This is a genomic window from Ruegeria sp. CG11, from assembly GCF_056537245.1.
Genome location: NZ_JBQFRE010000002.1, coordinates 367,803 through 390,605, shown reverse-complemented (window position 1 = coordinate 390,605; position 22,803 = coordinate 367,803). Strand labels below are relative to the sequence as shown.

At 61.1% G+C, this 22,803-nt stretch carries 27 protein-coding genes; 16 read left to right on the top strand and 11 right to left on the bottom strand.

From position 1 onward, the window contains the following. Positions 1-101 precede the first annotated feature (101 nt). Complete coding sequence (tuf, locus tag ACR0KW_RS08020) at positions 102-1,277, top strand: elongation factor Tu (RefSeq protein WP_480804519.1); 1,176 nt, start codon at positions 102-104, stop codon at positions 1,275-1,277. 192 nt (positions 1,278-1,469) lie between these two features. Here tuf and ACR0KW_RS08015 read toward each other — a convergent pair whose 3' ends face one another. Then, the gene (locus tag ACR0KW_RS08015; protein ID WP_480804518.1) at positions 1,470-1,775 is read right to left on the bottom strand and encodes a hypothetical protein; all 306 of its coding nucleotides are present in this window, start codon (positions 1,773-1,775) and stop codon (positions 1,470-1,472) included. A 97-nt stretch (positions 1,776-1,872) separates the two neighbouring features. Between ACR0KW_RS08015 and ACR0KW_RS08010 the strand changes: the two genes are divergently transcribed. Next, the gene (locus tag ACR0KW_RS08010) at positions 1,873-2,538 is read left to right on the top strand and encodes a Crp/Fnr family transcriptional regulator (RefSeq protein WP_480804517.1); all 666 of its coding nucleotides are present in this window, start codon (positions 1,873-1,875) and stop codon (positions 2,536-2,538) included. Here the strand turns inward: ACR0KW_RS08010 and rpe are convergent. Then, the gene (gene rpe, locus ACR0KW_RS08005) at positions 2,535-3,221 is read right to left on the bottom strand and encodes a ribulose-phosphate 3-epimerase (protein ID WP_170327035.1); all 687 of its coding nucleotides are present in this window, start codon (positions 3,219-3,221) and stop codon (positions 2,535-2,537) included. The two genes, ACR0KW_RS08010 and rpe, sit on opposite strands and share 4 nt — an antisense overlap. Before the next feature lie 163 nt (positions 3,222-3,384). On the opposite strand from rpe, the gene phnC reads away from it, so the two are divergent. The 5 genes from phnC (at position 3,385) to ACR0KW_RS07980 (ending at position 8,118) form a co-directional block, all read left to right on the top strand. Then, the gene (phnC, locus tag ACR0KW_RS08000; RefSeq protein ID WP_480804516.1) at positions 3,385-4,206 is read left to right on the top strand and encodes a phosphonate ABC transporter ATP-binding protein; all 822 of its coding nucleotides are present in this window, start codon (positions 3,385-3,387) and stop codon (positions 4,204-4,206) included. 66 nt (positions 4,207-4,272) lie between these two features. Next, entirely contained in the window at positions 4,273-5,175 is a 903-nt protein-coding gene (gene phnD, locus ACR0KW_RS07995; RefSeq protein WP_480804515.1) for a phosphonate ABC transporter substrate-binding protein, read from the top strand. Positions 5,176-5,241: 66 nt separating this feature from the next. Next, positions 5,242-6,123: a phosphonate ABC transporter, permease protein PhnE gene (gene phnE / locus ACR0KW_RS07990; RefSeq protein WP_480804514.1), complete on the top strand. Its 882-nt coding sequence runs from the start codon at positions 5,242-5,244 to the stop codon at positions 6,121-6,123. Further along, positions 6,120-7,487 (top strand): phosphonate ABC transporter, permease protein PhnE, encoded by a 1,368-nt coding sequence (gene phnE / locus ACR0KW_RS07985; RefSeq protein ID WP_480804513.1) that lies wholly within the window; start codon positions 6,120-6,122, stop codon positions 7,485-7,487. Before phnE (ACR0KW_RS07990) ends, phnE (ACR0KW_RS07985) begins: the two co-directional genes overlap by 4 nt. A 16-nt stretch (positions 7,488-7,503) precedes the next feature. Beyond that, positions 7,504-8,118, top strand: coding sequence for an LbetaH domain-containing protein (locus tag ACR0KW_RS07980; protein WP_480804512.1), 615 nt, complete (start codon positions 7,504-7,506; stop codon positions 8,116-8,118). 165 nt (positions 8,119-8,283) lie between these two features. Here the strand turns inward: ACR0KW_RS07980 and phnF are convergent, their stop codons facing one another. Then, a complete protein-coding gene (gene phnF / locus ACR0KW_RS07975; RefSeq protein ID WP_480804511.1) occupies positions 8,284-8,994 on the bottom strand; it encodes a phosphonate metabolism transcriptional regulator PhnF in 711 nt (236 codons plus the stop codon). A gap of 103 nt (positions 8,995-9,097) precedes the next feature. On the opposite strand from phnF, the gene phnG reads away from it, so the two are divergent. Genes phnG through phnN form a run of 8 tightly spaced genes read left to right on the top strand, consistent with a single transcriptional unit; the run spans position 9,098 to position 14,348 of the window. After that, positions 9,098-9,556 (top strand): phosphonate C-P lyase system protein PhnG, encoded by a 459-nt coding sequence (phnG, locus tag ACR0KW_RS07970; RefSeq protein WP_480804510.1) that lies wholly within the window; start codon positions 9,098-9,100, stop codon positions 9,554-9,556. Continuing rightward, positions 9,556-10,131, top strand: a complete 576-nt coding sequence (phnH, locus tag ACR0KW_RS07965; protein ID WP_480804509.1) for a phosphonate C-P lyase system protein PhnH — start codon at positions 9,556-9,558, stop codon at positions 10,129-10,131. The genes phnG and phnH overlap by 1 nt, the downstream gene beginning before the upstream one ends. Positions 10,132-10,134: 3 nt before the next feature. Then, positions 10,135-11,226: a carbon-phosphorus lyase complex subunit gene (locus ACR0KW_RS07960; protein WP_480804508.1), complete on the top strand. Its 1,092-nt coding sequence runs from the start codon at positions 10,135-10,137 to the stop codon at positions 11,224-11,226. Beyond that, entirely contained in the window at positions 11,223-11,492 is a 270-nt protein-coding gene (locus ACR0KW_RS07955; RefSeq protein WP_480804507.1) for a hypothetical protein, read from the top strand. The genes ACR0KW_RS07960 and ACR0KW_RS07955 overlap by 4 nt, the downstream gene beginning before the upstream one ends. Then, positions 11,489-12,349 carry an alpha-D-ribose 1-methylphosphonate 5-phosphate C-P-lyase PhnJ gene (locus ACR0KW_RS07950; protein ID WP_480804506.1) on the top strand — a complete coding sequence of 287 codons (861 nt, stop codon included), beginning with the start codon at positions 11,489-11,491 and terminating at the stop codon, positions 12,347-12,349. Before ACR0KW_RS07955 ends, ACR0KW_RS07950 begins: the two co-directional genes overlap by 4 nt. Continuing rightward, positions 12,346-13,116 (top strand): phosphonate C-P lyase system protein PhnK, encoded by a 771-nt coding sequence (gene phnK / locus ACR0KW_RS07945; protein ID WP_480804505.1) that lies wholly within the window; start codon positions 12,346-12,348, stop codon positions 13,114-13,116. The genes ACR0KW_RS07950 and phnK overlap by 4 nt, the downstream gene beginning before the upstream one ends. 3 nt (positions 13,117-13,119) lie before the next feature. Beyond that, the gene (gene phnL, locus ACR0KW_RS07940) at positions 13,120-13,803 is read left to right on the top strand and encodes a phosphonate C-P lyase system protein PhnL (protein WP_480804504.1); all 684 of its coding nucleotides are present in this window, start codon (positions 13,120-13,122) and stop codon (positions 13,801-13,803) included. After that, on the top strand, positions 13,800-14,348 hold the full coding sequence (phnN, locus tag ACR0KW_RS07935; RefSeq protein ID WP_480804503.1) for a phosphonate metabolism protein/1,5-bisphosphokinase (PRPP-forming) PhnN: 549 nt from the start codon (positions 13,800-13,802) through the stop codon (positions 14,346-14,348). Before phnL ends, phnN begins: the two co-directional genes overlap by 4 nt. Here phnN and ACR0KW_RS07930 read toward each other — a convergent pair. Continuing rightward, entirely contained in the window at positions 14,330-15,013 is a 684-nt protein-coding gene (locus ACR0KW_RS07930) for a DUF1045 domain-containing protein (RefSeq protein WP_480804502.1), read from the bottom strand. The two genes, phnN and ACR0KW_RS07930, sit on opposite strands and share 19 nt — an antisense overlap. 52 nt (positions 15,014-15,065) lie before the next feature. Here ACR0KW_RS07930 and ACR0KW_RS07925 point away from each other — a divergent pair, with 52 nt between their 5' ends. Further along, on the top strand, positions 15,066-16,205 hold the full coding sequence (locus tag ACR0KW_RS07925; protein ID WP_480804501.1) for an alpha-D-ribose 1-methylphosphonate 5-triphosphate diphosphatase: 1,140 nt from the start codon (positions 15,066-15,068) through the stop codon (positions 16,203-16,205). On the opposite strand, the gene ACR0KW_RS07920 is transcribed toward ACR0KW_RS07925, so the two are convergent. The 7 genes from ACR0KW_RS07920 to ACR0KW_RS07890 are packed head-to-tail and all read right to left on the bottom strand — an operon-like array spanning position 16,206 to position 22,700. Continuing rightward, entirely contained in the window at positions 16,206-16,682 is a 477-nt protein-coding gene (locus ACR0KW_RS07920; protein ID WP_480804500.1) for a class I SAM-dependent methyltransferase, read from the bottom strand. It abuts the gene before it with no gap. Further along, complete coding sequence (locus tag ACR0KW_RS07915) at positions 16,679-17,452, bottom strand: polysaccharide deacetylase family protein (RefSeq protein ID WP_480804499.1); 774 nt, start codon at positions 17,450-17,452, stop codon at positions 16,679-16,681. Before ACR0KW_RS07915 ends, ACR0KW_RS07920 begins: the two co-directional genes overlap by 4 nt. Continuing rightward, the gene (locus tag ACR0KW_RS07910) at positions 17,449-18,588 is read right to left on the bottom strand and encodes a glycosyltransferase family protein (RefSeq protein ID WP_480804498.1); all 1,140 of its coding nucleotides are present in this window, start codon (positions 18,586-18,588) and stop codon (positions 17,449-17,451) included. The genes ACR0KW_RS07915 and ACR0KW_RS07910 overlap by 4 nt, the downstream gene beginning before the upstream one ends. Beyond that, positions 18,585-19,169: a histidine phosphatase family protein gene (locus ACR0KW_RS07905; protein WP_480804497.1), complete on the bottom strand. Its 585-nt coding sequence runs from the start codon at positions 19,167-19,169 to the stop codon at positions 18,585-18,587. The genes ACR0KW_RS07910 and ACR0KW_RS07905 overlap by 4 nt, the downstream gene beginning before the upstream one ends. Further along, a complete protein-coding gene (locus ACR0KW_RS07900; protein ID WP_480804496.1) occupies positions 19,166-20,242 on the bottom strand; it encodes a glycosyltransferase family 4 protein in 1,077 nt (358 codons plus the stop codon). Before ACR0KW_RS07900 ends, ACR0KW_RS07905 begins: the two co-directional genes overlap by 4 nt. Then, positions 20,242-21,489 (bottom strand): glycosyltransferase, encoded by a 1,248-nt coding sequence (locus ACR0KW_RS07895; RefSeq protein ID WP_480804495.1) that lies wholly within the window; start codon positions 21,487-21,489, stop codon positions 20,242-20,244. Before ACR0KW_RS07895 ends, ACR0KW_RS07900 begins: the two co-directional genes overlap by 1 nt. Continuing rightward, complete coding sequence (locus tag ACR0KW_RS07890) at positions 21,486-22,700, bottom strand: glycosyltransferase family protein (protein WP_480804494.1); 1,215 nt, start codon at positions 22,698-22,700, stop codon at positions 21,486-21,488. Before ACR0KW_RS07890 ends, ACR0KW_RS07895 begins: the two co-directional genes overlap by 4 nt. Positions 22,701-22,803 lie beyond the last annotated feature (103 nt).

Sequence of the window (22,803 nt, the reverse complement as noted above, 5' to 3'; positions counted from 1 at the left end):
GCAGGATGTGCTTGATTTTCCCCTTTGAACCAAATATCTCGCGCGCGCAGATGTAACCACGGGACCAAGGGTCCCCCAAATCGCAAAAGGGCGCCTGAGGAATGGCAAAGGAAAAGTTTGAGCGTACAAAACCGCACGTCAACATCGGCACGATTGGCCACGTTGACCATGGTAAAACGACGCTGACCGCAGCGATCACCAAGTATTTTGGTGACTTCAAAGCGTATGACCAAATCGACGGTGCGCCGGAAGAGAAAGCGCGCGGCATCACCATCTCGACCGCCCACGTGGAATACGAGACCGAGAACCGCCACTATGCGCACGTTGACTGCCCCGGCCACGCCGACTACGTCAAGAACATGATCACCGGTGCCGCTCAGATGGACGGCGCGATCCTGGTTGTGAACGCCGCTGACGGCCCGATGCCGCAGACCCGCGAGCACATCCTGCTGGGCCGCCAGGTTGGCATCCCGAAGATGGTCGTGTTCCTGAACAAAGTTGACCAGGTTGACGACGAAGAGCTGCTGGAACTGGTTGAGATGGAAGTTCGCGAACTGCTGTCCAGCTACGAATACCCCGGCGACGATATTCCGATCGTTGCAGGTTCGGCTCTGGCCGCGATGGAAGGCAACAACCCGGAAATCGGCGAAGAGAAAATCAAGGAACTGATGGCGGCTGTTGATGACTACATCGACACCCCTGAGCGTGCTGTTGACCAGCCGTTCCTGATGCCGATCGAAGACGTGTTCTCGATCTCGGGTCGTGGTACCGTTGTGACCGGCCGTGTTGAGCGTGGCGTGATCAACGTTGGCGACGAGATCGAAATCGTTGGTATCCGCGACACCGCGAAAACCACCTGCACCGGCGTTGAAATGTTCCGCAAGCTGCTGGACCGCGGCGAAGCCGGCGACAACATCGGCGCCCTGCTGCGTGGTGTTGACCGTGACGGCGTTGAGCGTGGTCAGGTTCTGTGTAAGCCGGGTTCGGTTACACCGCACACCAAGTTCGAAGCCGAAGCCTACATCCTGACCAAGGAAGAAGGCGGCCGTCACACTCCGTTCTTCGCGAACTACCGTCCGCAGTTCTACTTCCGTACAACTGACGTGACCGGCACCGTGACCCTGGCCGAAGGCACCGAGATGGTCATGCCCGGCGACAACGTGTCGTTCGGCGTTGAGCTGATCGCCCCGATCGCGATGGAAAACGGTCTGCGCTTCGCGATCCGCGAAGGCGGCCGCACCGTCGGCGCCGGCGTTGTGTCGAAAATCATCGAATAATTCGCTCTAGCGAATGATCGAACGGAAAGGGCGTCCCTCGGGGCGCCCTTTTTCTATGCGCGCACTCCGTCGGATTAATCCTGTCTTCATCATTCGGTAAAGAAGCGACCCCATGTACGCCTTGAGACAAAGAGCGCCGGTCCCAAACCACGCCATTTGTTCTCATGTTGCAATCATATCCGCTTGAACGCATCAAAAGCTCGCCCCGCGCGGGTCGATACGCCAAGGGGTCAGAAGATGGGGAATACCATGTTTGGACTTCAGTTCGTACAATACGGCACACGCATCCTGCACAGCAAAGACCTGGATGACATGCAGACGGCAATCCTTGATGAAGAGGGTTTCGAAGGTGGTACGGGCGGATCGCAACCCCAGAAATTGGTTAAGTTGACAGCCTGCTATTCGGGTCACCCGAGCAAGCACGCACCCCAGCGCCACTTTTCTTCCAAATAAACCTTCGTTCTTGCCGGTCTTCGTCGCCTGGTCCGGGAACGGCACAGAAATCTTCCATGTCGGGTGACGGCACGGCTAAACTCATCATGCTCCTTTAAAAGCGCGCTGCACGATTTGGCGCGCATAACTGACGAGGCAAGGCATGGTGGGTTTGGACCTGTTGGTGAATGCGGCGAACGTCTTTTACCTGATTTCGTATTCGGTCCGAGACATTTTCTGGTTACGGGTGCTGACGGTAATCGGGGCGCTGATCCTGTTGCCCTATTATTATCTGCAAAGCACACCGCTTTGGGCGCCGATCGGGTGGAACCTGTTTTTCACAGGTATCAACATCTTTTGGATCATACGGCTGTTGCTTGAACGCCGCCCGGTGCCATTTACCGATACGGAACGGCATCTGTTCGAAACTGCGCTGCGCACTTTCAGCGAACGTGACGCGTATAACCTGCTTAAGTCGGGCGTCTGGAAAACCGTTCCCGCCGGGACAAGGATGTTGACGCAGGGCGACCCCGTTCCACGCCTGTCGCTGATCGTGGAGGGTGAATTCAGCGTTGAAATAAACGGCAATCGTGTCGACACGTTGGGCGAGGGGCGTTTCCTCGGCGGCACGGCATTTCTGAGCAGGGATCAGGATTTTTCGGCGCCGGTGACCGTGACGGCGCTTGGGCCGTCACGTGTCATAGACTGGGAGATGTCCGCCCTGAACGCCGAACTTCTGAAACAACCAGATCTGGCGATTTCGATAGAAGCCAGCCTCGGGCTTGAAATCTCGCGCTTTCTGCAAACGGCGCGCGTGCAGATCCCTTAGAGGGCGCTTTCAGCCGCAGCCCGAACCGCGCGGATGTTTTCCCCGTAGACCTCGGGATTGGACACCGACCCGCCTTTGAAGACGGCGGACCCGGCGACCAGAACGTCGGCACCTGCTGCCGCCACCAGAGGCGCGGTCTGCGGATCAACGCCGCCGTCGATCTCGATATGCACGGGGCGGTCGCCGATCATCTGGCGCAACTTGCGCACTTTGTTGGTCATGTCGATGAACTTCTGGCCACCAAATCCGGGGTTCACGGTCATAACGCAGACCAAATCTGTCAGGTCCAGCAGATGCTCGACCGCCTCAGCCGGGGTGCCGGGGTTCAGGGCGACGCCGGCTTTCATGCCAGCGGCGCGGATGGCCTGCAGGGTGCGATGGGTGTGCGGTCCAGCCTCGACATGGGCGGTCAGGATATCGGCCCCGGCATCGGCATAGGCCTGAATATAGGGATCGACAGGCGTGATCATCAGGTGCACGTCCATCACCGTTTTGACATGCGGACGAAAGGCTTTGACGGCGGGCGGGCCAAACGTCAGGTTCGGGACGAAATGGCCGTCCATCACGTCGACATGGACCCAATCGGCGCCCTGGGCCTCGATGGCCTGAATCTCTTGTCCGAAATTGGCGAAATCGGCAGACAGGATCGACGGGGCGATCTTGATGGTGCGGTCAAAGCTCATGGCGGCCTCATGTCAGCTGAAGAGTCGCGGTCGCGTATACCTGTGCCGCGCTGCAAAGGGTAGCCCCCGCGACTCGCACGTCGTTACAAAACTTTCACCACACTGACACACAGCCGTTGAATGGCATCTGTAGCTGACCGCCAACACGAATTGGGGGTGGCACGTGCTGCGTATCGAGAAACTGACCAAACGCTTCGGCGACAATGTGGCCGTGGACGCGGCAACGCTGGATGTGGACAAGCCGTGCATGATCGGCATCATCGGTCGATCGGGTGCAGGCAAGTCCACCCTGCTGCGGATGATCAACCGCCTGACGGATTCCAGCGACGGTCAGATCCTGTTTGAAGGCCGTGATGTGACTCAGTTGAAGGGTCGCGAAAAGCGTGCCTGGCAGGCCGAATGCGCGATGATCTTTCAGCAGTTCAATCTGGTGCCGCGCATGGATGTGGTCTCGAACGTGCTGCACGGCACGCTGAACCGCCACTCGACACTGGCGACCATGTTCAACCTGTTTCCGATGGACGAGATTCACCGCGCCATCGACATTCTGGACCGTCTGGGCATCGCCGAGCACGCGCCCAAGCGGGCCGAGGCGCTGTCGGGCGGTCAGCAGCAGCGCGTTGCCATTGCGCGCGCCCTGATGCAGGACCCCAAAATCATTCTGGCGGACGAACCCATCGCCTCGCTGGACCCGATGAACGCTCAGGTGGTGATGCAGGCGCTGCGCCGCATCCACGAAGAGGACGGCCGTACCGTCATCGCCAACCTGCACACGCTGGACACTGCGCGTCGCTATTGTGACCGCGTGGTAGGTATGCGCGACGGGCGCATTGTTTTCGACGGTTTGCCCGAACAGCTGACCACCGGCGTAGCCCGCGAGATTTATGGCGCCGATGCCAGCTTCTCGGAAGAGGCGACCTCAACCGAGATCGAGACGCTGGACGCCACCCAGAAGGCCCTGATGGAAGCTGAAGCGACCATCTGAGCCAACCACCCCCTTTCATCGCCCGGTCCGGTGAAAGGCCGGGGTAATCAAACTGGAGAGAGACAGATGAAAAAACTGATTGCTGCGCTGGCGGCGACCACTGCACTGGCCGCACCTGCCATGGCCGAAGAAATCAGCGAATTCCGCATCGGCATTCTGGGCGGTGAGAACGCTCAGGATCGTCTGAACAACAACGAATGTCTGCGCGTTTACACTGAAGAAGCGCTGGGTGTTCCTGCGAAACTGTTCGCGCCTGCCGACTATAACGGCGTGATCCAGGGCCTGCTGGGCGGCACCATCGACGTGGCCTGGTTGGGCGCGTCGGGTTACGCGAAAACCTACCTGTCTGACCCCGAAGCCGTTGAGCCGGTGCTGGTCAAGGTCAACACCGATGGCGGCTTTGGCTATTACTCGGTTGGCTTTGCCCGCAAGGATAGCGGCATCACCTCGCTGGAAGACATGAAAGGCAAGGCTTTTGGGTTTGGTGATCCGAACTCGACCTCGGGCTATCTGATCCCGTCGATCGAAATTCCTGCTGCAATTGATGCGACCATGGAATCGGGCGACTACTTCGGCGAAGTGAAGTTCACCGGCGGTCACGAGCAGACCATCGTTGCCGTCAACAACGGCGACGTTGATGGCGGCGTAACCTGGGCCGATGGTCTGGGCGAATGGGAAGACGGGTATCAGTCGGGCGCCCTGCGCCGCGCCGTGGATGCGGGTCTGGTCGACATGAACGACATGGTCGAAATCTGGAAATCCAAGCCGATACCGGAAGGTCCGGTTGTGGTTCGCAAGGCACTGCCGGAAGATGTCAAAGCCAAAGTGACCGAGCTGTGGGACACGCTGAGCGAGAAAGACCAGGATTGCTTCTACGGTGTTGCTGCGGGCGAGGCCAAAAGCTTCGACCCGATCACGCATGACGCCTACGAAGTCATCATCGAAGCGCGCAAGCTGAAATCCAACTAAGCCTGCATATCCAATGATCGGGGTCTGGTGTTGAAACCGGGCCCCGTTTCCACTCAGGAGCATTCCATGACAGACCTGACTGCAGGCCCCCCTGGCGTTGACCAGATTCGGGCCGACTATGCCGAGATGACCCGGCGCAAGCGGGTCTATGGTGGTATCCTCCTGATCGTGTTCGTGGCCTTGATGGCTGCGGGGTTTCGCACGGCTGACGACCGCAACGCGGGCAGTTTCATCGACGGCTGGCACCGCATTCTGGACTATCCGGCCGAGGTCCTGTCCGAGGCGTGGGAAAAGATCGGGGCCATGCCGGAAAATCTGGTCGAGTTCTTCCCGGCGCTGGTCGAAACGCTGAACATCGCGGCAGCTTCTACCCTGATCGGCACTATCGTGGGCACGTTTCTGGCGCTGATGTCGACCCGCGGCATGGCGCTTTGGCCCGCGCTGATCCCGCTGTTTCGGCGCATCTCGGACGCCTTCCGTGCAATTCCCGAGATCGTCATCGCGCTGGTTCTGATCTTCATTCTGGGCGGTGGCCCGGTGCCCGCGATGATCGCCATCGCAATTCACACGGCGGGCGCGCTGGGCAAACTGTTTTCCGAAGTGAACGAAAACGCCTCGCTCAAACCGGTCGAGGGGCTGCAGTCGGTTGGCGCCAACTGGTCGCAACGCATGTATCTGGGAGTGATCCCGCAGGTTGGGCCCAACTTTGTCAGCTATGCCCTGCTGCGGTTCGAGATCAACATCCGTGCTTCGGCCATCCTTGGTTTCGTCGGCGCAGGTGGTCTGGGCTATGAGCTGCGCAATGCGATGTCCTGGGGGCAGGGGCGCTATGACGAGGCGGCCGCCATCTTCATCCTTTTGTTCGTCACCATTATCGTCGTGGATCAGATCTCGGGCTATCTGCGCGACCGTCTGGCCCACGGGTCGGAAAAAGGAGCCTCGGCATGAGCACCTTTGCAATCAACCTGACCGTTGATGACCTCAAGGCCGAGGCGGATCGCATGTTCAATCGCAAAAGGCTGGTGAATTTCGGCCTGCCTGCGCTGGTTCTGGCCTATCTGGTCTACGTATTCTTTGCCTTCGATGTGCCGGGTCTGGCGGCGCGGGCGAATTGGGACAACGGCAAGACGCTGGTTTCGGACAGCTACAGCTACAAAACCCATATCGAGCGGGACAACCGCTCGGGTGAGGTGTCCGCCGCCATCGAGGGTGAGCGCAAGGGCGCATATCCCACGGGTCAGGCCCCGGACTGGGTGACACTGGGCGAGACAACTGTGATTGATCTGGAAGACGGTCATGTCGTTCGTTTCGGTCCCGAAACGGTCGAGTATGACATCCCCGGCTATGGCATTGTTCGGGCGACACCAACCCGTCTGGCCGGGGTGCAGGCGGAATTGCCCACAGGTGACGTGCCAGACTGGATCAGCGTGTCAAAAAACCGCCTGGCGGTCACCACGGATGCGGGGCGTCTGACCGTAACCCGCAACCGGTCCGAGGTGTTCCGCTATTTCACCGGGTGGGAGCTGTTCTGGTTCACGCTCGACAGTCCGTATTACGGCAAGTCCTTCCCTGAACTGGCCGGGCGCGCCATGAACGGAGAGGCCGGTGCGATCCTGAACGATTTCTGGACCAACAAGATGTGGCGGCATCAGGATGTGGCCTGGGCCATCTTTGAGACCATCCTGATGGCGTTTCTGGGCACGCTAGGTGCCGCGATTGTGGCTTTGCCGTTGGCCTTTCTGGCGACGCGCAATTTCAACTCGATGAAGACCGTGCGTTTCGCGACCCGCCGGGTGTTCGACTTTGTTCGTGGTGTGGACGCTCTGATCTGGACCGTGGTTCTGGCCCGCGCCTTTGGGCCCGGCCCGCTGACCGGTGCGCTGGCCATTCTGGTGACCGATACCGGCACCTTCGGCAAGATCTTCTCCGAAGCGCTGGAGAACGTGGACAACAAACAGATCGAGGGCGTGCAATCCACCGGCGCCAACGCCCCGCAGCGTTATCGGTTTGGCGTGATCCCGCAGGTGACGCCGGTGTTGCTGAGCCAGTTGCTCTATTTCCTTGAATCCAACACCCGCAGCGCCACCGTGATCGGTGCAATCACCGGTGGCGGGATCGGTCTGCTGCTGACGCAGGCGATCATCACTCAGAAGGACTGGGAAGAAGTGGCCTATTACATTGTCCTGATCATTCTGATGGTGATGCTGATGGACTGGTTCTCGGGCTGGCTGCGCCGACGTCTGATCCAGGGTGAAACGGGTAAAAAGCGCAAAAAACGCGCGTCGAAAGAAAAACGGCTGCCGGTGGGCTGATCAGGGATCAATGACTATGGCACGCCTGCGCCCCGACCAGCCTTTTATCCATCCCGATTGCCAGATCACGAACAGCACATTTGGTGCATATGTCGAGATCGGTGCAGGCAGTCGTGTCGCGAACTCGGCCTGGGGGGATTACTCCTATTGCGACCGGACCTGCGATATCGCCAATGCCGAGATCGGAAAGTTCGCCAATATCGCCAGTTTTACACGGATCGGAGCAACGGATCACCCGATGGAAAAAGCGTCTCAGCATCATTTCCTTTACCGGTCCGCGGCTTACTGGGATGATGTCGAAGACGATCAGGACTGGTTCGCCTATCGCGCCAGCCGCAAGGCCGTGATCGGACATGACACATGGATCGGCCACGCGGCGATCATCAAGCCCGAAGTGACGATTGGCCATGGCGCGGTGGTGGCTTCGGGCGCCGTGGTGACCAAGGATGTTGATCCGTACACTATTGTCGGTGGTGTAACGGCCCAACCGATCCGCCTTCGCTTCTCGAAGGGCACTGCCGAACGAATGCTGGCTTTGGCCTGGTGGGGCTGGGACACCCAGCGCCTTCGAACCGCATTGCCGGACTTCCGGTCCCTCGGGGCAGAAGCCTTTCTTGAAAAATACGAATAAGCCTGTCGTGCAAGAGCGCGGAAATGCTCCCGCACCCGCAGGAGCATCGGCAGCGCCGATCCCCCTTGGCGGCTTTGGGCGTAGCGCCGCGCAAAGCGCGGCGCTACGCCCAACGAGATGAGGTCTCCGCAAGGAGGCTGAAGACGGGCGGGAGGTCTCTGTTGCCTAGTCGTCGTGCATTGTCAGCGTCACCCGTTCCCCGGCAAATACGGTGCGTCCGTATTCAACCGGCACGCCTGACAAGTCGGCGTTCACCCCGATTGAAAACAGCACCGGCGCACCTTCCGGCAAATGCAGATGCAGAGCCTGTGTTGCCGTCGCAGCCCGCGCTGTCAGGCGGGTCGAAATGCGCGTATAATCCGGAACGCCACAGCGTTGCAGGGCCTTGGTCACGGATTGCGTCTCTTGCAGAGCGGTCAGGATGTCGGGCAGGCGGTCTGCTGGAAAGGTGCTCTGGAACAGGGCTATGGGCTGACCATCTGCCAGCGAAAGCCCGTCATACACATGCACCTTGTCGCCTGGGGCCAGTTGCAATGCCTCGGCCTCGGTTTCATCCGCGGCGCGCGTGGTCAGCGACAAGATCGTCTTGCCGGGTATCTTGCCGCTGGCCGAGATGCTCTTGTGGTATCTAACGCGCTTACCGATCGGGTAATCGGTCGGGCGCGCAGCCACAAATACACCTGCGCCGCGCCTTGGATGCACCAACCCTTGTTCCGCCATATCCGCCAACGCACGCCGTACCGTGTGGCGATTAACGCCGTGTTGTGCGGCCAGTTGCGCCTCAGTCGGCAGGCGGTCTCCGGTAATGTACCGCCCCTCGGCGATGTCCGAGGTCAAGCTTAGCGCGATGCTTTTCCAGACCGGCGTTTTGCTCATGTCACCAAACTTTCACAGTTCCACGGATTGCGGGACTCACTTCAGGGGTGTAATATTTGTCTAGTTGTATAGTTCACGTAGACAACCCGGCCAAGAGGTTTCGATGGCGGATTACCAGAATATTGCAAATACCGCTCGCCGGGACTGGATGGGCCTTTTGGCGCGTGCCCCGGATGACGCGCTGATCGAGTTGTGGGGCAAGGTTGGAACGCCCCCGAGCTTTGACTGGCTTCGCAGCCCTGAAGTGGGCGGTGTCATGGTGCGCGGTCGGACAGGGGGCACAGGCGCGCCGTTCAACCTTGGTGAAATGACCGTCACGCGGTGTTCGCTGGTGCTGAAGGACGGCACGGTCGGACATGGATATGTACAGGGCCGGTCGAAGCGCAAGGCTGAAGCTGCAGCGCTGATCGATGCGCTAATGCAGACCGATGCAGCCGAGGAAATTCGTGCCTTGGTAATCACACCGCTCAGCCAGCAGATGCAGGACGCTAAAACGGCGCGGGCCGCAAAAGCCGCTGCCACGAAAGTTGAGTTCTTCACGCTGGTACGGGGAGAGGATTAATGAACGCGCAAACCCAGTTTTCGGGCGGCTTTGACAATGCACCGATCGATGCAGCCCATGCCTTCCGCGCCGCTATGACAGTCATGGCACGGCCAGGTGAGATTCGGTTGATTTCGGGTGCGCAACCACCCGCGCCTTTGTCTGCGGCAGCGGGGACGTTGCTGTTGACCCTGTGTGATCCGGAAACGCGTGTGCATCTGGCGGGCGACTTGGACACGGATACTGTGCGTCAATGGCTGACATTTCACACAGGCGCACCGATTTCCGAGGCGCCCGAGGCGGATTTTGCCGTTGGATCATGGCAGGCGCTTGGGCCGCTGTCCCAGTATCGCATCGGAACACCGGAATATCCTGACCGGTCGGCCACCCTGATTGTCGAATGCGACGACTTGCAACAAGCGGGTGCGGAACTGACCGGCCCGGGGATCAAAGATACAGCGCGTCTGTCCTTGCCGGATGTGCCTGCGCTTCAGGCGAACGCGGCGCTCTATCCTTTGGGCTGCGACTTCTTCTTCACAAGCAGTGACAGGCTGGCGGCCCTGCCGCGCAGCACGCAGATCAGGGCGGAGGGTTAGGCCATGTATGTCGCTGTCAAAGGTGGTGAGAAGGCCATCGATAACGCTCATGCCTGGTTGGCCGAAGAGCGCCGCGGATCGACCAATATTGCCGAACTGAGCATCGCGCAAATCCGCGAACAGCTGTCGCTTGCGGTAAACCGGGTGATGGCTGAAGGGTCCTTGTACGACCCGGACTTGGCGGCCCTGGCAATCAAACAGGCGCGTGGTGATCTGATCGAGGCGATCTTTCTGATCCGCGCCTACCGCACGACCTTGCCCCGGTTCGGCTATTCCAACCCGGTGGACACCGGTAAGATGGCTTGTGACCGCCGCATCTCGGCCACGTTCAAGGATGCGCCGGGCGGTCAGGTGTTGGGGCCGACCTTCGATTACACTCACCGGCTGTTGGATTTCAAACTGTCCGCCGAGGGTGAAGTTCCCGCAGCCCCTGAAGCCCAACCACGTGTGGAGCCGACACCGCATATCACCGAGTTTCTCAAGGGCGAGGATATCATTCAGGACGAACCCGCCAGCGACGCCACCCCCGGCGACCTGACCCGCGAGCCGATGGAGTTCCCGGCCGGTCGCCCCCTGCGTCTGCAATCGCTGACGCGAGGGGATGAAGGGTTCGTGCTGGGCATGGCCTATTCGACACAACGCGGTTACGCCCGAAACCATGCCTTTGTCGGCGAGTTGCGTATCGGCAAGGTCGCGGTCGAGATGGACATCCCCGAACTAGGCTTCGCTATCGACATCGGCGAGGTCGAGTTGACCGAATGCGAGACCGTCAACCAGTTCAAGGGATCAAAGACCGAACCGCCGCAGTTCACCCGCGGCTATGGGCTGGTCTTTGGTCAATCGGAGCGTAAGTCCATCGCCATGGCTCTGGTTGATCGGGCGCTGCGCTGGGAAGAACTGGGTGAGGATAATCTGGGCGCACCTGCACAGGATGAGGAGTTTGTCCTGAGCCACGCCGACAACATTCAGGCCACCGGGTTCCTCGAACACATCAAGCTGCCGCACTACGTGGATTTCCAGTCCGAATTGGAACTGGTCCGCAAGCTGCGCCGCGAGGCCGAAGAACGGATCACACCGAGGGAGGCTGCGGAATGACCTTAGGGACCAGACTGTTCAACGCCGGTGGCTTCGGCACTTGTCCGCGCTTCTGCTTTCCCGGATCGGGCACTGTTGCGTTTCGAACACTGATGCGACGCGCCAACCGAACACCAGACCCCCTTTGGGTCTCTCCGTTGCGCGCGGCGGCGATGTCTCGCGTGACGGTTATGTCTGAAGAGATACGCCAAAATGACCAAAACGAACGCGGTAACAACAATTACGTCCATAAAAACACCAATAAAAAAGCGAAGTACAAAAAATGAATGAGTATAATTTCGCATATTTGGACGAGCAAACCAAGCGGATGATCCGCCGTGCCATTCTGAAAGGGCTGGCCGTCCCTGGATATCAGGTGCCCTTTGCCAGCCGTGAGATGCCGATGCCTTATGGTTGGGGTACCGGTGGGGTGCAGGTCTCGGCCGCGACGCTGACGCCGGATGATACCTTCAAGGTGATTGATCAGGGCGCGGATGACACCACCAACGCCGTTTCGATCCGCAAGTTCTTCGAGAACACCGCCGGGGTTGAAACCGCCGAGGAGACCGAGAAGGCGACGGTCATCCAGACCCGTCACCGCATCCCCGAGGCAAAGCTGACCGAGGATCAGATACTTGTCTATCAGGTGCCGATCCCGGAACCTTTGCGGTTTCTGGAGCCGCGCGAGACCGAGACGCGCAAGATGCACAGCCTTGAGGAATATGGCCTGATGCACGTGAAATTGTACGAAGACATCAGCCAGCACGGCGCGATTTCGACCTCGTACGCCTATCCGGTGAAAGTGTCGGGGCGGTACGTGATGGACCCGTCTCCGATCCCGAAGTTCGACAACCCCAAGCTTGAGATGGATGCGATTCAACTGTTCGGGGCTGGACGGGAACAGCGCATCTATGCGGTGCCGCCACATACTAGGGTCGTCAGCCTTGATTTCGAGGATTATCCGTTCGAAGCCACCAAGGCCGACCATCCCTGCGATCTGTGCGGTGCCGAGGACAGCTATCTGGACGAAGTGATCATGGATGACGCGGGAAACCGGATGTTTGTTTGTTCCGACACCGATTACTGCCGGTCCCGCCGCGCCCAGGGTCACGAAGGACGCTTGAGCAAGGAGGATGCGGCATGACCCCGTTGTTACAGGTCAATGGCATCGAAAAGCGGTATGGCGCGCGGATCGGCTGTGCGGATGTCAGCTTTGATCTCTACCCCGGCGAGGTGATGGGCATCGTCGGCGAAAGCGGTTCTGGCAAATCGACCTTGTTGAACTGTCTTGCGGGGCATTTGGAGCCTGATGCCGGGCAGGTGGTATTTGATACGCGCACCGATGGCCCGGCGGATACAGTGACCATGTCAGAGCCCGAACGGCGGATGCTGGGCCGTACCGACTGGGCTTTTGTCCACCAGCATGCCCGCGATGGCCTGCGGATGTCGGTGAGTGCAGGCGGCAATATCGGTGAGCGGCTAATGGCCGTTGGCGACCGTCACTATGGCCAGATCCGGGATCGGGCGATTGACTGGTTGGGCCGGGTCGAGATCGACGGCGCCCGCGTGGATGACCGTCCGACCGCGTTTTCAGGTGGGATGCAGCAACGCCTGCAGATCGCGCGTAATCTGGTGACGGGGCCTCGGCTGGTGTTCATGGACGAGCCGACAGGTGGTCTGGATGTCTCGGTTCAGGCGCGGCTGCTGGACCTGCTGCGCGGGCTGGTGCGTGAAATGGGGCTGAGCGCCATTATCGTCACGCATGATCTGGCTGTGGTGCGCCTGTTGGCGGACCGGCTGATGGTGATGAAGGACGGTCACGTGGTCGAGGCCGGTTTGACCGATCAAGTGCTGGACGATCCGCAACATGCTTACACGCAGTTGCTGGTGTCCAGCGTGTTGCAGGTGTGAGAGATGATTGAACTGAAAAACGTCAGCAAAAGCTTTACCCTGCACAATCAGGGCAGCGCGGTCATTCCGGTGATGGAGGGCGCGACCCTTAGTGTTGCACCCGGCGAATGCGTCGCCCTGACCGGTGCGTCCGGGGCGGGCAAGTCCACCCTGATGCGGGTGATCTACGGCAACTATCTGGCGGCCTCCGGTCAGGTAATGGTCGGTGGCCTGGATGTGGCACAGGCCGAGCCGCGCGAGATTCTGACATTGCGCCGCGAGACGCTGGGCTATGTCAGCCAGTTTCTGCGCGTGGTGCCTCGGGTGCCGACGCTGGAGGTGGTGGCAGAACCCTTGTTGGCCGTTGGGTGTGACCGGCAAGTGGCGCTGGACAAGGCCGCGACTTTGTTGGTGCGGTTGAACATACCGGAACGTCTGTGGTCGCTGAGCCCGACAACCTTTTCCGGCGGAGAGCAACAGCGGGTGAACATCGCCCGCGGCTTTGCGCATGACTATCCGGCAATGCTGTTGGACGAACCCACGGCCTCGCTGGATGCGCAGAACAGGGAAACGGTGCTGTCGCTGATCGAAGAGGCCAAGGCGCGCGGTGCCGCCATCGTTGGCATTTTCCACGATATCGGCGCGCGCAAACAGGTTTGCGACCGCGAGATCAACGTCTCGGACTTTACCCCCGGAGTGGCCGCATGAGCCTTGCGCCTGTTATAGCGGTCGTTGGTCCTTCGGGCGTTGGCAAGGACAGCGTGATGGAGGCGCTGGAGACCCGCGTGCCGGGTATCGTCAGAGCCCGCCGGGTGATCACCCGGCCCGAAGGCGAAGAGGGCGAAGATTTCGACCGTGTATCCGTTGAAGTGTTTCAGCAGATGGCAGCCGAGGGCGCCTTTGCCCTGCATTGGCCCGCGCATGGGTTGTTCTACGGCGTGCCCAAGGGAATTAATGACCTGAGGCACAAATCGGATGCGGTTCTGGTCAACCTGTCCCGGGCGATTCTGCTGCAGGCGCAAGAGGTGTTTGGCGATCTGATTGTGATCTCGCTAACCGCTGATCCCGAGGTGCTGGCGCAACGCCTGTCAACACGCGCCCGCGAATGCGTTCTTGAACAGGAGCGGCGGCTGTCGCGCGCTGCGAAACTGCTGCCAGTGGGATTGAAACGGGTCATCGAGATTGACAACTCGGGGTCGTTGGAGGCGACAATTGCCGCCATCCTGTCACAGCTTCAGCCGGAAAGGGCGTAGCGATGGATCAGATGAAAACGCCCGTCTTCAGCCTCGCCCATAAGGGCCAGATCGGTGATCTGGAACGGCTTAGGCAGCAGGGGGACAAGCTGCGATTGCAACGCGGCTTGAACCGTTGCCAGCGTCGGCTTGCTCAGTTTGCCAGTAAGGGTGATGTGAAAGCGGAAAGCTTCCATCACGTAAGGATAGCCCCATTGCATCAGATTGGCGTCTTGCGCGGGCGACAGGCCAGCAGCGCGGCGGCGCTCCAGTTCAACCTCAGACGCGGGCGAGCGGAAACTGTCCAGATCGCGCACACAGGCGGCGGCCAGCGTATTCAGCGCGGCCTCATCCCCCAACGGGCGCAGGGCCAGAAACCGACCGAGGCGTGCGATTTCCAGCCCGTCCAGCGTGACCGGAGGCTGCGTCTGTGCAAGCCGCGTGCAGGCCTCGGTCAACGCCTCCACCGATTGTCCGTCGCGCAGGCGGAAGGGCGGCTTCATCGTCGCGTGCAGCCCGTATTTGCGCGGCACCTGCGTGACGGCGGCAACGTCCACGCTATCGACTATCGGATGCGCGATGACCTCGCCGATTTCCATGTCCCAGCCCAGCCAGCTGGTGGCGAATTTCGTCCATTCAGCCTCGGCCGGTGGTGCAAAATAGATCGCGTATCGCGTGAATGTCACATTGGCCTCCTATGCGTGGCCTTCCCAATAGCTCAGACTGTGTGAAGTTCAGATGACAGAAGAAATGATCCTTGCCAATGCCATGCTTGTTCTGCCGGATGAGACCGTGACGGGCAGCGTGCGGATTGTTGGCGAAACCATTACCGAGATCGCCACAGGCACCGCGATTCCTGTAGGGGCGGTCGATTGCGGCGGTGACTATGTCAGCCCCGGTCTGGTCGAACTGCATACGGATAACCTTGAGCGTCATATCCAGCCACGCCCCAAGGTCGACTGGCCTCATGCGGCGGCGATCCTGGCCCATGATGCCGAACTGGCCAGCACCGGGATCACGACGGTCTTCGACGCGATGCGCATCGGCTCGATCCCCAGTGGCAATCGGTACAAGAAATATGCCCGCGAACTGTCGCGTGAACTGTGGCAATTGCGCGAACAGGACGCGCTGAAAATCAGCCACTTTCTGCACCTGCGGGCCGAGGTGTGCTCGGAAACACTGGTGGCTGAATTGGACGAGTTCGGCCCCGAAGACCGCGTCGGGCTGGTGTCACTGATGGACCACACGCCCGGGCAGCGGCAGTTCCGGGATATGTCGCAGCTCGAAGCCTACATGAAGGGCAAGCACGGCATGACCGATGACGACTTTCTGCAGCATGTCGTGCAGCTTAAGGCCTTGCGGGACCGGTTCGGTGACCAGCACGAGGTAGAAACCGTCAAGGCCGCCCAGCGTTTCGGTGCGATGCTGGCCAGTCACGATGATACCACGCAGGAACAGGTAGCGGTGTCCGCCGGTCACGGCATTCGGCTGGCTGAATTCCCCACCACGGTCGAGGCCGCCCGGGCCTGCCACGATCGCGGTATCAAGGTGATGATGGGTGCGCCCAATGTGATCCGCGGGGGATCGCATTCCGGCAACGTGGCAGCGCAGGAGCTGGCCGATCTGGGCCATCTCGACATTCTGTCCTCGGACTATGTTCCGGCCGCGCTGCTGTTGTCTGCGACACGTCTGGGCGAGAGTTGGGGGGATATGGCGCGCGGACTGCGCACCGTAACCCAAACCCCGGCGCGCGTTGTCGGTTTGGAGGATCGTGGAGAATTGCGCCATGGCGCCCGCGCGGACATCATCCGGTTCCGTATGCGCGAGGGCGCACCCGCTTTGAACGGTGTCTGGTCACGCGGGCGGCGCGTGGCCTGATCAGGCGCGATAGAACAGATACCGGTCCGGCGCGATCGTGTCCGGGCCGCTGATCTGTTCAAACCCCACCAGAGGCTGACCAGAGATCAGCAATCCGCCGGGCCGCATCACCTGTGCAATCAGAGGGCTAAGGCGCGCCGCTTCGGCCACGTCTTCTTCTTTGATGCCGCGTCCGAAGTCATAATGCGCCAGCGCGATTTTGGCCCCGCCTGCTGCCAGTTTTTCCAGCATGGGTTCTGCTTCGCCCTGCAAAAAATCCTCGGCCGGAGGGGTGCTGGACGGGTGGCATTGCAGCACCCGATCCATCACCCAGATGCGCCGCTGCGGCAGTATCTCCCGCAGGTGATCATAGGTGCGGCCATTGCCCAGCCCCATGTCCAGAACGTCGCCCTCCATCTTGCTGATCTGAGCGACGGCCCAGTTCAGCCCGTCGCGTTGCGCAGTTAGGCGGCGCAGCATGGAATCCAGTCGGCTCATTCGGGGTCTCCGTTTGGTGTGTCGGCGGGCAAAGTCCAGGCGACACCGGGGCCGTCCAGGAGCCTGCGCAGCAATTCTTCGGTAAAGGCCCAGATGTCGGGATCATGGACCAGATGGTGGGTCAAAATTCCGAAAGGTTCGGCATTGTCGGTTCGACCTTTGCGTCGGTCTCGCAGCATCTCGGACGTTTGGGCAATCAGCTTGTCCGGGGCGACCAGCCCTCGTGATCCCCGCCAGTCGATCGGGTCCAGATGGGTGTTGATCTGCTCCAGCCCCGGTGCAGGCACGCGCATATTGCGCGGGGTTGCGGTCGAGATAACGCGATACCCCAGCCCCGGTAACTCCCGAACCACTTCGGGCGCGATCCGGTTCCAGGGGGGGACGAAGATCGGGCACAGCCTGCCTTCGAACAATGCGTGCAACCGTTCGAACCCCGCATGCGCGTCGGCAAGGATATCCGGCATCGGTCTGTGCAGGCGGAATTCGGACCTCTTTTCCTTTGGCAGCGCGTGGTTCTGATGCGCCCAGCCGTGTACAACTGGGATCAGCGTGTCGTGCTGCCCGACATACTCCACCAACCCGGTGTCGGCATCGCGAGGGATGATCGCAAGATGGACGGGCAGGCCGAGGGTCCGGGACAGCTCTGACAGAGTTTCAAGTTGCGGCGTTGCCGAGACCGCGTCATCGTCCCGCCACCACAGGGGCAGGGTGAGACCCTGCGTCCGCCAGATTTGCAACTCGGTTTCCAAGGGGCGCCAGTCGACTGTCATGCCCGCCCCCTCAAGGAACATGCGATCTCAACCGATCTGTCGGCCCCGTCAAAGCCCTTGGAGGCTACCGGGCGGGGACCTTCGGACATGACGGTGGCGACTGCCTGCGCCAAAGCCGTTCCATCAAGTTTCTTGCTGGGCAACACTTCGATGGCGGGCAGGTCCGAGAGGCTCTGCCCCCGCAAACCCTGCTCAACCTCTTTGCCATCGTCGAACGGCACAAACACGGCGGGCGTCCCCGATTGCAGGATATCCAGCGCGGTGTTGTAGCCGCACATACTGACCGAGGCGGCAGCAAGGGGCAGCATTTGCCGGAAATCGGGGCGTACGGGTTCCAGGGTAACCGGAGCATCGCCAACCAGCTTTTGCAATTGTTCAATGCGCGCAGGTGCGTCCTGGCCCCCCACCAACAGGCGCCAGCGCCTGTTGGGCATCTTTCGGGCGGCCTCGATGGCCGCGTGAAAGATCGGCTGGCCCACCGATCCACCGCCCGCGCTGACCAATATTTCGTCTTTGCCCACTGCGTCTGGATGTGGCGCAGGGGCCTCGGGGGCGACAAAGCCGGTATAGAACAACCGCTCGCGCAGACGATCGGACACTGGCCAGCTGACCTCCAGCGAAACTATGCCGGGGTCGGAATGGACAAGGATGCCGTCATAAAACCTGCACACGATTTCTTCCGCGCGTTCCGCTTTTGACGGCTTCGAAGGCGGTGCCAAAATGTCCCTGATCGATCCCAGCGCAACCGGACGGCTCGGCAGGGCATGGGCTGCCTCCAGCGCGGCGGTGAATTCGGAAGCCAATGATCGGCGGCCAAAGGGGAACAACTCGGTGATCAGAACGTCGGGCGCAAAACTCTGAACGGCTTCAACCAGCGCGGCCTCGCGGGCTTCCAGATAGGCCGGGTCTGCAACGTCACCACTTTGGGTCAACAACCGGGTGAAATCGGTGCCATCCGAACGAAGCGGCGGCAGCCCCAGCAGGGTTATGCCGGAACTGTCCAGCTGCGGCGCAGGCATCCCGCCCGTGACGACAAAGGTCTCGTGCCCGGCACGCAAAAATGCCCGGCCCAGTGTCAGCGCGCGACTTAGATGCCCGGTGCCCAACAGGTGAGTGACAACGATCATGACCTTCATGAGGAAGCCTCGGGTCTGATCAGGCGAATGGGTTCGGGCAGGGGCGTCATATTCGACATATCAACGATATACAGGCGGTTGCGCTTGATTTTGAAGGGGGCGGGCCCGTCGAAATCCCAACCCCAGGCACGAGCCAGAATGACCCGCATGATCCCGATATGGCAGACCGCAACCGTGTCACCATTCAGCCCGACCAGCCAGGGCCCCAGCCGTGCCCAAACCTCGGCCGGGCTTTCACCGTTTGGCGGGCGATATTCCCAGCCCCAGTCCTCAATATGGCGGTAATCAGTGTCGGGGGTGGCAAGCAGGTCGACCCCGCGCAGACCTTCCCAATCGCCCCAGTTCATCTCGGTCAACGCTTCCGAGGTCAATGGATCACGACCGGCGACCAGACGGGCAGTTTCACTGGCGCGCTGCAGAGGGCTGGACCAGAGGGTCGCGCCATCCCACGGGGCGGGCAGCTGCGTGGCGGCCAGTTCCGCCCGGGCGTCATCATCCAGTGGAATGTCACTGCGCCCCTGAATGCGGCCCGCGCGGTTCCAGTGCGTGTGTCCGTGTCGTAACAAGGCCAGCCGGGTCATTGGGCAGCCTCCACCAGAGGGCGGGCGGCTTGCCAGAACCGATCTGTGGCGGCTGGCATCAGGTGGCGTTCGACCATCCGCGCGCGCGCTTTAGTCCCCTGTGACAAGCGGAGGTTCCGGTTGCTCAGCAACGTGCGAAGCCGCGCGGCCAGCCCTTCAGGCCCAGCCTCAACCGAAGGGTACTCGGATTTGGTCAGCACATCCCGCACGCCAGGTCGATCCTGCGCAACGACGGGTACGCCACTGGCCTGTGCTTCAAGATAGATCATGCCATAAGCCTCGTTGACGCCGGGCCAGACCAGAACCGAAGCCTCGGCGTAGAGCGCCCGAAGGGCATCACTGTCGCATTGCCCCAAAAACCGAATCTTCGGGCCGAACGGGGCCATCAGCGCCTCGACCTCGGGTCGGGCAGGGCCGTCGCCCGCGATGTTCAGGGTCCAGTTGCCGGGTAAAAGCGCAAGCGTTTGCGCAAGGAGTGTATAGGACGCAAGCTTGTCGCCATGTCGCATCATGCCCACCGCCAGCACCGGACCATTGCAGGTCGAAGCGGGCGGCAGGTCAGACATGGGCAGAAAGGGAGGCAATTCCACGAGACGCTGTTCTTCGTACCGTTCCCGTTCCAGCGTGATAAGATCATTGGCGGTGTGGTAGAAGATCACCTGTGCCGCGTCGCAGGCGTCATGCGCTGCCTTTGCAAACCCGGCCCACGGGCCGTTCAGGCGGCTGGTTGCGCGGGTGCTTTCCAACTGGACATAAGGGATATTTCGCGCCTTGCAGACGTAGGGACCCAGCAGATCCGGTGCCTTGTAGTAGTTGTGATAGGTCACCCACAGCGCCGTGTCCGATGGCAGGTCGTTGATCAAACGCTGGGCCTCGGTTTCTGCTTCGGCACGCAATTTCGCCTGCGCCTGCGTGTCCCCAACCTTGTCATAGATGCGCAGCCGCGAGGCCAGCTCGACCGTATCCCCTTGCGCTCCAATCGCCTGCATCAGATTACGCGCCATCTCGCGGTCGCCCGACGGCACCGGGCTGTCGGGGGCTTTCATTGGCGTGTAAAAGGCGACCCTTGCCATCAGACCGTGTCCGCCCCCAGCGCGCGCAGTCGTTCTGACAGGCGGGCGATGCCGGGGTCCATGCGGAATTCGGCGATCAGGCGGTCATAGGCGGCGGTGGCCATTGACGCGGTTTGATCCGGCGCGGCGGCCATATTGGTGATGGCATCGGCTAGTGCAGCTGGGTCGTCGTCGGACAAGACGCCTTGGACGCCAGTTTCGATAAACTCGGGAATGGCCGACACTGGCGTCGACAGGATCGGCAACAGTTGCGACGCCGCCTCCATCAGCACGTTGGGCAGCCCGTCGCGGTCTCCGTCAGCGGCGATCCGGCTGGGAAGCACGAACAGGTCGGACGTGCGCATCGCCGCAATTACTTCGGGCTGGTCGCAAGCACCTTTCCACGTGATCCGATGCGATACGCCGGCAGCTTCGGCCCGGGTGCGCAGAGCGTCGCCGAGTGTGCCGCCGCCGATATGGGTCCAGTGCCAGTCCAGCGTGCCCGGCAGCATGGCGAAAGCGTCGATCAGACGGTCAAAACCCTTTTTCTCGACCAAGCGACCCACAGACAGCATGTGAAACGGTGCATCCGGTGTGCGCTGGGCGCGGTCAGGCGGTGCGGGGAAACGGGCTAGGTCCAGCCCGTGATAGATCAGGTCAACCCGCGCTGGATCATCCGCCAGACTGCGCAGATGTTCAGCCCCGATGGCGGTACAGGTCGCCCCAAAGGCCGCGCCATGAGTCTGAGCCTGCAGTTTCTCGGTCTTTTCCCAATCGGGCGAAGTCCAGATATCCTTGGCGTGGGCCGAAAAGCTCCACGGCAGGCTGCGCATGATGGCGGCGTAACGCGCAACCGAAGAGGGCGTGTGCATGAAATGCGCGTACATCACCCGCGTTGCCTCGGGCAGTTCGGCGGCCAGAACGCAGGCCTGACCAAAACGGCGGATACGGTTATGGGTCGGATCCCGGCGCAGATCGGCGCGCCAGACCCGATAGGCCTCGGAATATCCGGGCAGCGCCTGTGCCACCTTGCGCGCAGCCCAGACGCGCTGGGGCTCTTCGTAAAGATATTCGGGCAGGTAACGCACCTGTCCCCTGAACCGGTCGTGCAGCGGGTGCCGCTTAACGTCGGTCGGGTGGCGCAGGGACCAGATGTCAAAGCTGTGCCCGGCCTCTTGCAAGGCGACCAGTTCCTGCGCGATGAACGTCTCGGACAGGCGCGGCCATCCCTTGACCAGCACCGCCAGTTTCGGCTGAGGCATTGTCATCCGGTGGCCCGTTCCTGTTCCCGGCTCAGCAGGGCGTCAACCCGGTCGGTGACGTAGTCCAACCCGTCCAGCAGACCACCTTGGATGGCCTGCGATGGCAAGGGCAGGTGCGGAAGGCTGCGGATCGCCTGTATCATCGAGTCCGGCGTCAGACCATCGCGGTTTTCGTCCAGCATCCGGACAAGGCCCAGACCTTCGGCGCGCGAGGCACGGATCCACTGTTCCAGCCGCGGCGTCGTGCGAGGCACGATGACGGCGCGTTTGTCGAACGAGAGAACCTCGCAGAACGTGTTGTAGCCGCCCATGCAGACCACCCCGGCGGCCCCGTCAAACAGTGTTTCGATCTGGGATTCAAAACCAACGGCGGTCACCCGACCGTTCAGCGCGGCAACGCGGGTCTCGAATTCCTCGCGCAGCTCGCCGGACAGGAAGGGGCCATAGACCAGCACCGCGCGCGGCGACAGGGTCGGGTCCTTTTCATAGGCCGAGAGGACAAGGTTCACCATCGCCTTGCCGTCACCACCGCCACCCGGCGTGATCAGGATATAGGGCTGTTCAGGCGGTTCCCCGACCGGGCCGAGATCGCGGCGCAGATAGCCCGTCCAGTGAATACGCGACTGCGCCGCGTGGCTGAGCGGCAGGCCCTGCGTTGGGTCATAGATCGAGCGCAGCCCATAGACCCAGATTTCGTCATAGAAACGCTCGGTCGCTGCCAAGGCCTCTTTCCGCTCCCACTCGGCGGCCAGAACCTCGGGCTCGTCCAGCACGTCGCGCAGGCCCAGCACCAGTTTGGTGCGTTGCGAATGCAAAAGGGTTTCCAAAGTCGGCAGCAGCTCGCCGCGAAATCCGGTGGGTTCCTTGTCGACGATCAGCATATCGGGGTCGAATTGCTGCACAGCTGTCTGGATCAGGCCCGCACGCAGCTCGGTCACCTCTTCGATCCCCATGCCGATTGTTCGGGCTGCATAAGACCCGTCGGCACGTTTGGTCACGCCCGGCAGGCGCACATGGTCGACCCGGCGTGGAAAGGTGAAACGACCGGCCACCGGGGACCCGGTCAGGATCAGAGCGGATGCCTCAGGGTTGGCCTGCGTGATGGCTGCGGCCAGGGCGCGCGATCTGCGCAGATGCCCCAATCCGAACGTATCGTGGCTGTAGAAAAGGATGCGCGGCGCCCGGCCGGTGGTGTCGTTTTGTATTCCTAGGCTCATGCCTTCGCCTGTCGTGTTTCTCGATGCAAATCCGCGCGTTTACACCCGTTACCGTATATTCTTTGCTGTCGCTTGCCAAAGGGTGTGACGCTATTGTGCAAAT

What these genes read in the sequence shown, in the direction of transcription:
- tuf (WP_480804519.1), top strand. Translation starts at nt 102, where the DNA reads ATGGCAAAGGAAAAGTTTGAGCGTACAAAACCGCACGTCAACATCGGC.
- ACR0KW_RS08010 (WP_480804517.1), top strand. Translation starts at nt 1,873, where the DNA reads ATGGTGGGTTTGGACCTGTTGGTGAATGCGGCGAACGTCTTTTACCTG.
- rpe (WP_170327035.1), bottom strand. Translation starts at nt 3,221, where the DNA reads ATGAGCTTTGACCGCACCATCAAGATCGCCCCGTCGATCCTGTCTGCC.
- phnD (WP_480804515.1), top strand. Translation starts at nt 4,273, where the DNA reads ATGAAAAAACTGATTGCTGCGCTGGCGGCGACCACTGCACTGGCCGCA.
- phnE (WP_480804514.1), top strand. Translation starts at nt 5,242, where the DNA reads ATGACAGACCTGACTGCAGGCCCCCCTGGCGTTGACCAGATTCGGGCC.
- phnE (WP_480804513.1), top strand. Translation starts at nt 6,120, where the DNA reads ATGAGCACCTTTGCAATCAACCTGACCGTTGATGACCTCAAGGCCGAG.
- ACR0KW_RS07980 (WP_480804512.1), top strand. Translation starts at nt 7,504, where the DNA reads ATGGCACGCCTGCGCCCCGACCAGCCTTTTATCCATCCCGATTGCCAG.
- phnF (WP_480804511.1), bottom strand. Translation starts at nt 8,994, where the DNA reads ATGAGCAAAACGCCGGTCTGGAAAAGCATCGCGCTAAGCTTGACCTCG.
- phnG (WP_480804510.1), top strand. Translation starts at nt 9,098, where the DNA reads ATGGCGGATTACCAGAATATTGCAAATACCGCTCGCCGGGACTGGATG.
- phnH (WP_480804509.1), top strand. Translation starts at nt 9,556, where the DNA reads ATGAACGCGCAAACCCAGTTTTCGGGCGGCTTTGACAATGCACCGATC.
- ACR0KW_RS07960 (WP_480804508.1), top strand. Translation starts at nt 10,135, where the DNA reads ATGTATGTCGCTGTCAAAGGTGGTGAGAAGGCCATCGATAACGCTCAT.
- ACR0KW_RS07955 (WP_480804507.1), top strand. Translation starts at nt 11,223, where the DNA reads ATGACCTTAGGGACCAGACTGTTCAACGCCGGTGGCTTCGGCACTTGT.
- ACR0KW_RS07950 (WP_480804506.1), top strand. Translation starts at nt 11,489, where the DNA reads ATGAATGAGTATAATTTCGCATATTTGGACGAGCAAACCAAGCGGATG.
- phnK (WP_480804505.1), top strand. Translation starts at nt 12,346, where the DNA reads ATGACCCCGTTGTTACAGGTCAATGGCATCGAAAAGCGGTATGGCGCG.
- phnL (WP_480804504.1), top strand. Translation starts at nt 13,120, where the DNA reads ATGATTGAACTGAAAAACGTCAGCAAAAGCTTTACCCTGCACAATCAG.
- phnN (WP_480804503.1), top strand. Translation starts at nt 13,800, where the DNA reads ATGAGCCTTGCGCCTGTTATAGCGGTCGTTGGTCCTTCGGGCGTTGGC.
- ACR0KW_RS07925 (WP_480804501.1), top strand. Translation starts at nt 15,066, where the DNA reads ATGACAGAAGAAATGATCCTTGCCAATGCCATGCTTGTTCTGCCGGAT.
- ACR0KW_RS07920 (WP_480804500.1), bottom strand. Translation starts at nt 16,682, where the DNA reads ATGAGCCGACTGGATTCCATGCTGCGCCGCCTAACTGCGCAACGCGAC.
- ACR0KW_RS07915 (WP_480804499.1), bottom strand. Translation starts at nt 17,452, where the DNA reads ATGACAGTCGACTGGCGCCCCTTGGAAACCGAGTTGCAAATCTGGCGG.
- ACR0KW_RS07910 (WP_480804498.1), bottom strand. Translation starts at nt 18,588, where the DNA reads ATGAAGGTCATGATCGTTGTCACTCACCTGTTGGGCACCGGGCATCTA.
- ACR0KW_RS07905 (WP_480804497.1), bottom strand. Translation starts at nt 19,169, where the DNA reads ATGACCCGGCTGGCCTTGTTACGACACGGACACACGCACTGGAACCGC.
- ACR0KW_RS07900 (WP_480804496.1), bottom strand. Translation starts at nt 20,242, where the DNA reads ATGGCAAGGGTCGCCTTTTACACGCCAATGAAAGCCCCCGACAGCCCG.
- ACR0KW_RS07895 (WP_480804495.1), bottom strand. Translation starts at nt 21,489, where the DNA reads ATGACAATGCCTCAGCCGAAACTGGCGGTGCTGGTCAAGGGATGGCCG.
- ACR0KW_RS07890 (WP_480804494.1), bottom strand. Translation starts at nt 22,700, where the DNA reads ATGAGCCTAGGAATACAAAACGACACCACCGGCCGGGCGCCGCGCATC.